Raw genomic sequence first — 9,933 nt, forward strand, 5'->3', positions numbered from 1 at the left:
AGCGGAAGACGACGCAGCGGAAGACGACGCAGCGGAAGACGACGCAGCGGAAGACGACGCAGCGGCAGAAGACGAAGAATCGGCAGAAGACGAAGCGACAGAGGAGGACGATTCGTCCGAAGACTTTGCCCACGTATTTCAGGGGTCCCTTCCTGCAGAAGGACGGACCGAGACCCTGGACTTCGGGACGGTGTTCGGGGATGCGAACGGGAACGGCGGGGCGGATGAGGGAACGGACGCGCCTGGGGATACCGACGACGAGGACCAGGCTGAGCCGGTGGAACGAAGGGGCGACAGTGTGCCTCCCTCCGAAAAACTGGAAATGTCTGCAGGGGAGGCCCCGTCGGACGCCTCCGAGGAGGCTGAGAGTCCCCCCGACGATTCCCCCTCCTTCGCGTCTCGCCCCGACAGCTCGTTTCTCTGGGTCACCGAACAGCCCACCGACCATTCGGCGGCCGTCTCCATCGATCGGCTGGGCGAGTCGCGCGCGAGAGATGCGAATGCCTTCCTCCTGCGGGGGCGTGGCAAAAAGCCCTACAAGCTCCTCACGCGGATCCGGAGCCACGCGGACATGAGCATCTACCTGAAGCCCGTCTTCTGGCGCCGCACCGAGGGGATACAGTCGCCGGTGGGCGACCACGTCGATGGAGAGTGGACGCGGGACGAGCGGGAGGTCTTTGGCGCGTTGCAGGGCCAGGCTGCGTCGATTAACCAGCGAGTCAACAACTTGATCGACACAGGCGGAGAAGAAGGAGGCGGCGTGGAGCTTCGAGTGCTCCGGTTTATGGCGACGCGGAATCACGAATTCACCCCGCGGCGGACGGTCGAGAATGCCGACGGGTTTGTGTATCCGAAGCTGTCCCCCCTGCTTGAACGAGAGTCCCGGAGTGGTGGGGGCGAGTTGTCGCAGGTCCTGAGGAGTCTTGAAGACCGGCGCCTGCTGGCCGGCGAGTTTGTCCTGCGCCAGCGTGCCTGTCGGAACTGCAGTAGCGCGTTCCTGAACTTCGAGGAGATGTGCCCGCACTGCGGCTCCACGGACATCGACACCGACGACTTGGTGCACCACTTCCGGTGTGCCTTTACCGGCGCCCTGGACGAGTACAAAGAGGAACAGGGAAAGCTAGTGTGCCCGAAGTGCGACCGCGCTCTCAAGCAGATTGGGGTCGACTACGACAAGCCCAGCGTCGTGCACACGTGCAATCGGTGCAGTGAGCAATTTCAGGACCCGGAGATACAAAGCACCTGCTACCGGTGCGAGCACACCAATCCCCCGGACCGACAGGTTGAGCGCCAAATTAAGGAATACGAGGTTACGGCCCTGGGGGAGGAGACGGCGATGTACGGCCTGAGCGACTCCCTGTTGTCGATCCTGGAACGGGAGAGCCGGGTGCTGGACTACGCCACGTTCCAGCTGATCGTGGAATCGGAGGCGGCCCGGATCGAGCGGTACGAGCGCTCCACGAGTTCGCTGCTTCTGGTGCGGGTGACGGGACTGAAGGATCTTCGGATGGAGTTGGGAGATCGGAGTCAAGAGGTCATCGAGGAGATTGCGACGGCCTTCGACAACACGCTACGCTCTTCGGACTACCTCTCCTCCCGGGACGAGTCGCTTTACATGTTCCTGCTCACCGAAACCGATCAGTCCGGGGCCCGCCGGGCGGGCGAGCGACTCGAAAACAACATCGAGGGCGTGCTGAGTCAGAACCTTCAGCGTCCGCCACAGCTCGACATTGCCGTGCAGCCGGTATACGCGGACGTCGACCTCGACGATCTTTCCGAACAGTTCCTGGGCAGACACCCCGAAGAGCCTGCCGTCGCGAATGGACGTTGAGTGCTCAGGGCCGGGGCTGCAGGGAAGAGCCGCTCCGGGGCTCTGGAAAAGAGGGCGACCGCGGAGCCCGCTCCCGGCCGAGGCCTCGTCCCCGAGCACGAACGCTGCGTCGAGACAACCCGAGCGGCCCTTATCCCCAGCTGATTTTCCTGCCGATGGTACAACTCATCGACTCATTTTTCAGCGTACTGGCGGGGATGAGTCTGTGGGACTTCGTCATGTACTTCTGGCCGTTCTTTGTGATCGACTTCGTCCGGTACACGGTCCTGGACGGAATCGGGGTCCTGCGTTATCTCTACAAGTGGAGGATGCAGAATGGGGACGACGGGCCCCGCACGGAGGCCCGGCGACAGCTCTATGGCGAATATCCGCTGGTCACCGTCATTATTCCCGGAAAAGACGAGGGGCCGAACCTGGGGCCGCTCATCGACTCGCTCCACCAGCAGACGTACGGGAACCTCGAGATCATCGTCATCGACGACGGCTCTGAGGACCGCACGCCCGAAATTGGGCGTCGGCTCGAAGAAGAAGGGCGCATCGACCGGTTTCTGCGCCAGCGGGTGCGCGGGGGCAAGGCCAGCGCCGCGAACACCGGCCTCCGGTGGGCCGACGGGAAATATGTCGTCCACATCGATGCGGACTCGTACCTCCGCGACGATGCCATCGAAAAGTCCTTGATTCCCTTCTACATGGAAGAGCGGGTCGGGGCCGTTGGGGGAGATATTCGGTCCGCAAACGCCTCGGAGAACCTCACGACGCGGGCGCAGGCATTCGAGTATCTGAAAACCATCACCCTCGGGCGGACGGCGAGCACCGAGTACGGGATCCTCCGAATCGTATCCGGGGCCTTCGGCACGTTTCGGACGGAGACCCTGCGGCGGCTCGGGGGCTGGGACGTGGGGCCGGGACTGGACGGGGACCTCGTGCTCAAACTGCGGAAGCTGGGGCTAAAAATTCTGCACGTGCCCGATTCGGTCTGTTACACCAACATGCCGACGGACCTCGACTCCCTTGCCAAGCAGCGCTATCGATGGAGCCGGTCCCTCGTGCGCTTCCGCATGCGCAAGCACAACAATCTGCTGAACCCGAACAGTCCGTTTCGGTGGGCCGACCTGGTGACCGTTCTCGACAATATTTTCTTCATGGTGGTGTTAGACCTGAAGTGGGTCGTGTACACCATACAGTTGATTATGATGAACGTGAGCATAATCCCGTTCATACTGTTCACGAACCTACTGTTGTACACGTCAAATAACATAATCAACTACGGGCTCGTGAAGTCCATCCTGGCCATCAGTGATACCAGGGAGCCGCATCACGGGCTCCTCTTCATGGTCCCGCTCATGCCCTGGTACTTTGGGTTCTACCTGCGTTCGATTCGGTCGCTTGGATACATCATGGAGGGCCTCTTCCAGGCCAGCTACTGGGACTCTTGGAACCCGTGGAAGGTGAGCAAGCAGGCGATCAAGGAAGGCGTGTAGCGGGCCGTGTCAGCGTAGACCGGTCGCCGCCCCTCGGGGGGGCGAGCGTGGGGGCAATCTCGCCGCCAGGGTTGCAGACAGGGCCGCGAGCGCCCGGTCGGACGGGATAGAGATTCCACATCCTCTTTTGTATGTTCTCTCAGTCGACAACACCTTCCGCTGACGCGCTCCGATCTCTGGGCAAGTAGATCGGCCGCGGTGCGCCTCGTCTCCGAGAGACAGGGGCTTCCGGACGGTGGTCGGCTGTGTCTCTTCGTCCCGATCATTCCAGTTGTTCTTCCGCAATTTGTCCGTAGCGTCCGACCGATGAATCGATCCGATCCCCAGCACCCGCCGGCCGAGAGCGAAGCGTCCCGCCAACTCCTGACTCGCATCGAGAACCGCGAGGCAACAATTGGAGTCGTCGGGCTCGGGTACGTCGGATTGCCCCTTGCCGTCGAGTACGCCCGGGCCGAGTTCGATACGATTGGAATCGACCTGGATGAGCAACGCGTCCGCCAGTTGAATGCGGGTGAGAATTACATCGACGATTTGACCGACGACGAGGTGTGCGCGCTCGTGAATGAAGGGCCGCTTCGCGTCCAGGGATCGTTCGAGGAGGCGTCGGAGGTCGATGTATTTTTTGTGTGCGTGCCCACGCCCGTCACCGACACCAAAGATCCGGACCTCAGCTACGTCGAGTCGGCGACGGAGTCGATTGCCCACCACCTTCGGCCGGGGCGTCTCGTCATCCTGAAGAGCACGACGTACCCCAGCACGACCGAGGAGGTGGTGCTTCCGCGCCTCCGGACGGCCGCCGACGAGCGCGGGTTGGATCTGGGGGAGGACTACTTTTTGGCCTACAGCCCGGAGCGCATTGATCCCGGCAACGACATGTACAAAACGGGGGACATTCCGGTCGTCGTGGGCGGGGTCACAGACGCGTGCACGGAGGCGGCGGAAGGAGCGATTCGGGCCGTCAACTCGGACGTGCACCTCGTCTCGAATCCGAAAGTGGCGGAGATGGAGAAGCTGTTGGAAAACATCTTCCGCTCCGTCAACATCGCGCTGGTCAACGAGCTCGCGCAGCTCTGCGACCGCCTCGGAGATGTGTCCATGTGGGAGGTGATCGACGCCGCCTCGACGAAGCCGTTTGGGTTCATGCCCTTCTACCCCGGCCCGGGATTGGGCGGGCACTGCATCCCGATCGACCCGCATTTCTTGTCCTGGATGGCGCGCAAGTACGACTTTGAAACGAGCTTCATCACGCTGGCGGCCCGCGTCAACGAGAGCATGCCGTACTACGCCGTGGAGGCCGTCGTCGAGGCCATCGCGAAGCAGCCCGTGCGGCTGACGGAGGCGGAGGTGCTCGTGCTCGGCGTCGCGTACAAGGGCAACGTCAACGACACGCGCCACTCCCCCGCCGATCGGGTCATTCGGCTCTTGGAGCAGAAGGGCATCGAAGAGGTGTGCTACCACGACCCTCACGTTCCGGCGTACAGCGTAGAAGGCCAGAACGGGAACACAATCAATGTGCCCGCGGCGGAGTGCACGCCGGAGGTGCTGCAGAGGTGCGACGTGGCGGTCGTCGTCACGGACCATGACGCCTACGACGCCGAGATGATCGCCCGCCACGCGCCGCGGATCGTCGACACGCGGAATGCGCTGGACGCCATCGAGGAGCCGGAGCTGCGGCAGAAGATTACGCTCCTGGGCGGGGGCACGTCCGAGGGCACGTCCCCCGATGGCACCCGTCGCTGACCCTTGCGCCGACGCCGTGCGCCCCGAATGGGGAGAGGCCGCACCGACGCAAGACCGCACCTACGTAAACTCGTGGTTCTGCCCGAGCGGAACGCCGCGTTCCAGCTCGTCCTCGAGGTCGCTCACAATCGCCTCAATCTGGCTCCGCACAGACGTGACGGCGGGCTTGAGGGGATCAACGTCCGTGGCCTCGTCCCGGAGCTCCGCTTCGATGGACTCGGCCAGTTCGAGAAGGTCGTACAGGCGGGGAAGCTGCTCCTCGTGGCGCTCGATTTGCACTTCGCGCAGAAACCGGACGATCGTGTGGGCGAGGCGGAGAGACGCGTCGAAAAACTGATCCCGCGTCAGGTTGAAGTCGCTCGCCGTTGATTCCAGAAACGATTTCGTCTCCCGGCTCACCACATGCGTCTTGCGGCTGACCTCGCCGGGTTGGTCGTAGGCGTTTTCCACAAACCACCGTCGCGTATCCTCATCCTCGTCTTCGAGGAACGAGACCGTCAGTTGGGCCGCCATTTCGGCGACTTCCTTCTGGGTCACGCCCCAGTAGTCCGACAACTGCTCCTTGGCGTCGAGGGCCTCCTCGCTGAGCTTAAACTTGGTGTGGACCGACCGTTTTTCGCGGCCGGAGGGGGTCTTGCGACCGAGATTGCTTCGGTTCGTGACGAGCTCTTCCATGGGACTACCCTTGCGTAGATGAGACAAATAGCCTATCGTCCAATGTAGCTACCGGTATTAGTTTAGTCAATAGTAATTGTTAGCCAATTCGTTAATTTAGCATGAAGTAAAGAAATCGGAGCCAATGCTAGTGCCGTGTCAAGCGTCAATGTTGGCGGAGCGTCGACACGATCTCAAACCCCAAGGCACGTCGTTTCGAGCGCACCCCGGAGAGCACTCGGTCGCTGCGCTCCCAGCGAAGTCGAGACACGAGCGGAGCGACTGACGCAGTAAACCCGAGAGAGATTCCTCGACTCCGCTCGGAATGACGGCCATAAATCGGGGTTTGAGATCGTGTCGTAGATGTGAAAATCAGGATTGACACTGCACGAGACGAGACGCCCTCGTTGTCTCTCGATGCGGCGGAGGCGAGCACATCCTGCAAATGGGGCGGAATGAGCCGGCTTCGGTTCAGTGAGAACAGAACACGCGACCGCTCTGGGAATTCCTCTTTTTGTTCATCGGAGTGCCCCTTTTATTGGATGTACCCCCCGCCGCTTTTCGCCGACGACTACACACCCGCTCATGCCCGCACCGCCGACCATGCCTACACTTGCTCCCTCCATCATCGCGTCCGATCCCGGTCGGTTTGCGGCCTGTGCCGATGAAGCCCTGGGGGCCGGGGTGGAATGGCTGCACGTTGACGTCATGGACGGGCACTTCGTCCCCAACATCACCATCGGCCCCGACGTGGTAGAGGCCCTTCGTCCCGTGGCCGACGAGCACGGCGCACAGCTCGACGTCCACCTCATGATCGAAGAGCCGCAGCAGTACGTGGATGCCTTCGCCGAGGCGGGGGCGGACAATCTCACAGTCCACGTGGAAGCGTGCACCCACCTCCACCGGGCCGCCCAGCGGATCCGGGCCGCCGGCTGCAACGTGGGCGTCGCCCTAAATCCGGCAACCCCGCTCGGGCACCTCGATGGAATTTTGCCCTTCGTCGACCTCGTGCTCGTCATGTCGGTAAACCCCGGCTTCAGCGGGCAGAGCTACATTCCCGAGTCGACCGCGAAGGTTCAGCGGGTGCGTCGCCAGCTCAACGCCCTCGGATCCAGCGCTCACCTGGAGGTCGACGGGGGCGTGGCCCCGAACAACGCCATGGAGCTCATTCGGGCTGGGGCCGATGTTCTGGTGGCGGGCAGCGCTGTGTTTGGGGGCGACCAGCCGGTGGCCCAGAACATTGAGGCCCTGCGGAACGCCCTGACGCTTAAGGTGTGACCCGGAGACTGTGGAGGCGGAGGGGCCATTGGCCCGGTCGCCTCAGGAACTGTACTCGCCGAATCTGGCACGTCCCATGGAACATCCGCGCTCGGATCTCAAGGACATGCACGGCACCGTGTGCGTGATCACGGGGGCCAACTCGGGCATTGGCAAGGCCACGGCGACAGAGTTGGCCCGCCTTGGCGCCCGCGTCGTGATGGTGTGTCGGGACCGGGAGCGCGGGCGAGACGCCCAGGCCGAGATTCAGGCGATCGCGGAGATGGCTCATCCCAGCAGTGAGGATACGGTCGACCTTCAGATTGCGGACCTGGCTGTGCAGGAAGAGGTGTACCACCTTGGGGAGACGATTCGGGCCGACTACGACCGGCTCGACGTGCTCGTCAACAATGCGGGCGTTTTTCTCGATTCGCGCGAGGAGACGGTGGATGGAATCGAGGCCACCTTCGCGATCAATCACCTCGCCCCGTTTCTGCTCACGCACCTAGTCCTGCCTCGCCTCAAAGAGACGGCCGGTCGCGCGGGAGAGGCGCGCGTCATCACGGTGAGTTCCGAGGCGCATCGCGGGGCCAGTATCAACTTCGACGATCTCAACGCCGAGGAGGGCTACAATCCCCTGCAGGCCTACGCCCAGTCGAAGCTTGCAAACATCCTCTTCACCCACGAACTCGCTCGTCGGGTGCGGGACGAAGGGGTACTCGCGAACGCCGTGCATCCTGGGGTGGTGGACACCAATCTTTGGCGCGGGTCCGGCTGGATTTCGTGGATTGGTCGGCTGTTTTCCTGGCTGTACAAGCATCCCGATGAGGGCGCCCGGAGTGTCGTGCACCTCGCGGCCTCTCCGGAGGTGGAGGGCGTGACCGGCCAGTACTTCAATGAGACGGACGTCGTAAATCCCTCGCCTGAGGCGTACGACGAGAAGGCGGAGGCGCGTCTCTGGACGAAAAGTCGGGAGTTGACGGGGCTCGCGGAGGTCACCGAGGTTGAAGAGCAGAAAGAAGAGGAGTGAATCCCGGCGCGGTCACGTGCGCTCGTCCACCACCGCGTCGAGGCCCTCTTCGTGGGCCGCTTCGAGCTCCTCTTTCTCGCGGCGCCAGAAGAGGAACAGGGCTGCGCCCATCACGATCGCCATCAGGGCGCTGCCGTACTGCATGACCTTGAAGGCGCTGGCGGAGTACGAATTCGAGTCGGGGTTAAACTGGGCGCAGGCCAGGAAGGCCTGATCCACAACGTTGCCCACTTTGCCGTTGGAGGCCTCGACGAGGGCTGTGCGCAGATCGCCCGGGGCGGGGTTGAGGGTCGTAAAGTAGCGGGTGATGGTGCCGGACCCGCTCAGGAATACAATTGCCGCGGGGTGGGCAAACTGCTGCTTTTTGTTCTCGAGGGCCTTGTACCGGATGCCGACCGAATCGGCGAGCGTCGCGATTGCGTCCTGCTCGCCGGTGAGGAAGTGCCAGCCGTCGAGGGTGGCCTCGGGCCGCTTCAGCGACGCGCCGTAGCGCGCCTGCGCCTTCCGGGCCATCTTGGGGCCCTCCTTCGGGTTTATGTCGACAGTTAGAACCGTAAACTGGTCGCCCGCCGTCCACGACATGCCGCTGAGCGACTCGGCGAACTTCCGCAGCTGGATCCGGCACAGCTGAGGACAGCGGTGGTAATTGAGGGTGAGCATCACGGGCGTGGACCCGTCGAAGTACTGGCTGAGCCGGACGGACTCGCCTTGCTCGTTCGTAAACGAGAGATCCTTGGGAATTGTCGTGTCGAGCTTCTGATCGACGCCCACGTTTTCGAGCTGTTCCGGCGTGCGGCTGGCCCGCTGGGCATGGGCCTCAGAGCCGAGGAGGCCGACGCAGAGACAGGCGGCGGCCACCGCGATCCTTCCCCCCTGAACAACCCACCGGGGCCACGGACGTGTTTCTGTGGGGCACGTGCTACTCATAACATCGACAGGTTGGAACGAGTGTGCGTCATCACTTAAACCTGGAACCGGCCTGAAAGTTTGGGAAGAGGCGTGCGGTGGGACCGTCACACGTTCCTCGACCCTGTGTCCCCGCAACTTTCTGTGTCGGTTGGGGCGGCAATCGCGGCAGGATTGATCTCCGCCCCGCCGGTCCTTATTATTTTTACGGTTTCAGAAGTGTGCAAGACCCCTCCTCGTTCGGGGAGACCATTCGGGTTTCTTTTCGGTGACTCAACGTTCGCATGTCGACCCCCACCTCCGAACTTCGGACGATCATTGAGCGGCTGCCGTTCTCGGTGGACGACACCACCGCAGCGAACGATGCCTTCCGGCGCTGGCGGAACGGGAGCGACCCGGACGCCGAGCGCATCGTCGACATGTGGACGTACTGCTACATCTGCCGGTACTTCTTGTCCAAGTCCTCGCAGGGCGCTTTCGACCATGCCTCCGACACCGACGATCTCACCACCCGGGCCTACCGCAAGGTGCTGGACAACCGGGACGACGTCCGGAATCCGGACCGCTACGCCAACTGGGTGAGCGTCATCTGCAAGAATACGTTTTTCAACTACACACGTCGCGACCAGTTTTCCGAATCGATTGAAGGGGAGGGCGGCCCGACGCTCACCGCCGAAACGCGACCGTCTGTGGCGGAGATCGGGTTCGTGCGGGAGGCGCTCGATGAGGCCATCGACCGACTTCCGCAGTATCTGCAGAAACCGGCCCGGCTCTACTTTCTCGAAGATCGAGAATTCGAGGAAATCAGCGACGCGGTCGATAAGTCCGTCGCGACCGTGCGGACGTACAAACACAAGGCTGTAAAGCAGCTTCGTACGGACGACCGGCTCCAGGAATATGTAGATCGTCCAAACATTTAGAAGAATTGCGTTAAGTTTTCGTGTATAAGGTTAGACGTACGGGTTCAATGTGTCTATTTATACCAAATGCTGGGGATCAATATACAGGTTGGGCGGTTGCCGACGTTCGAATTG

8 protein-coding genes are annotated in these 9,933 nt (G+C 62.3%); 6 read left to right on the forward strand and 2 right to left on the reverse strand.

Annotated features, from left to right (window positions below; genetic code table 11):
* The 3 genes from ABEL04_RS00555 to ABEL04_RS00565 all read left to right on the forward strand — a co-directional run.
* Positions 1 to 1,831: hypothetical protein (locus tag ABEL04_RS00555; RefSeq protein ID WP_375800421.1), on the forward strand; the 1,831-nt coding region annotated here is incomplete at its 5' end.
* 155 nt (positions 1,832 to 1,986) lie between these two features.
* The gene (locus ABEL04_RS00560) at positions 1,987 to 3,312 is read left to right on the forward strand and encodes a glycosyltransferase (RefSeq protein WP_375800422.1); all 1,326 of its coding nucleotides are present in this window, start codon (positions 1,987 to 1,989) and stop codon (positions 3,310 to 3,312) included.
* Between the two features lie 306 nt (positions 3,313 to 3,618).
* Positions 3,619 to 5,052, forward strand: coding sequence for a nucleotide sugar dehydrogenase (locus ABEL04_RS00565; protein ID WP_375800423.1), 1,434 nt, complete (start codon positions 3,619 to 3,621; stop codon positions 5,050 to 5,052).
* A 60-nt stretch (positions 5,053 to 5,112) separates the two neighbouring features.
* Here ABEL04_RS00565 and ABEL04_RS00570 read toward each other — a convergent pair whose 3' ends face one another.
* Positions 5,113 to 5,727 carry a hypothetical protein gene (locus tag ABEL04_RS00570; protein WP_375800424.1) on the reverse strand — a complete coding sequence of 205 codons (615 nt, stop codon included), beginning with the start codon at positions 5,725 to 5,727 and terminating at the stop codon, positions 5,113 to 5,115.
* 582 nt (positions 5,728 to 6,309) lie between these two features.
* Between ABEL04_RS00570 and rpe the strand changes: the two genes are divergently transcribed.
* Complete coding sequence (rpe, locus tag ABEL04_RS00575; protein WP_375800425.1) at positions 6,310 to 6,984, forward strand: ribulose-phosphate 3-epimerase; 675 nt, start codon at positions 6,310 to 6,312, stop codon at positions 6,982 to 6,984.
* Between the two features lie 76 nt (positions 6,985 to 7,060).
* Positions 7,061 to 7,993, forward strand: coding sequence for an SDR family oxidoreductase (locus ABEL04_RS00580; protein ID WP_375800426.1), 933 nt, complete (start codon positions 7,061 to 7,063; stop codon positions 7,991 to 7,993).
* Positions 7,994 to 8,005: 12 nt separating this feature from the next.
* Here ABEL04_RS00580 and ABEL04_RS00585 read toward each other — a convergent pair whose 3' ends face one another.
* A complete protein-coding gene (locus ABEL04_RS00585) occupies positions 8,006 to 8,920 on the reverse strand; it encodes an SCO family protein (protein WP_375800427.1) in 915 nt (304 codons plus the stop codon).
* Positions 8,921 to 9,183: 263 nt separating this feature from the next.
* Between ABEL04_RS00585 and ABEL04_RS00590 the strand changes: the two genes are divergently transcribed.
* Positions 9,184 to 9,819 (forward strand): RNA polymerase sigma factor, encoded by a 636-nt coding sequence (locus tag ABEL04_RS00590; protein WP_375800428.1) that lies wholly within the window; start codon positions 9,184 to 9,186, stop codon positions 9,817 to 9,819.
* Positions 9,820 to 9,933 lie beyond the last annotated feature (114 nt).

The organism is Salinibacter sp. (assembly GCF_042218895.1).
Taxonomy (GTDB): domain Bacteria; phylum Bacteroidota; class Rhodothermia; order Rhodothermales; family Salinibacteraceae; genus Salinibacter.

Coding starts and splice junctions, on each gene's coding strand:
- ABEL04_RS00560 (WP_375800422.1), top strand. CDS start 1,987: ATGGTACAACTCATCGACTCATTTTTCAGCGTACTGGCGGGGATGAGT.
- ABEL04_RS00570 (WP_375800424.1), bottom strand. CDS start 5,727: ATGGAAGAGCTCGTCACGAACCGAAGCAATCTCGGTCGCAAGACCCCC.
- ABEL04_RS00565 (WP_375800423.1), top strand. CDS start 3,619: ATGAATCGATCCGATCCCCAGCACCCGCCGGCCGAGAGCGAAGCGTCC.
- ABEL04_RS00590 (WP_375800428.1), top strand. CDS start 9,184: ATGTCGACCCCCACCTCCGAACTTCGGACGATCATTGAGCGGCTGCCG.
- ABEL04_RS00585 (WP_375800427.1), bottom strand. CDS start 8,920: ATGAGTAGCACGTGCCCCACAGAAACACGTCCGTGGCCCCGGTGGGTT.
- rpe (WP_375800425.1), top strand. CDS start 6,310: ATGCCTACACTTGCTCCCTCCATCATCGCGTCCGATCCCGGTCGGTTT.
- ABEL04_RS00580 (WP_375800426.1), top strand. CDS start 7,061: ATGGAACATCCGCGCTCGGATCTCAAGGACATGCACGGCACCGTGTGC.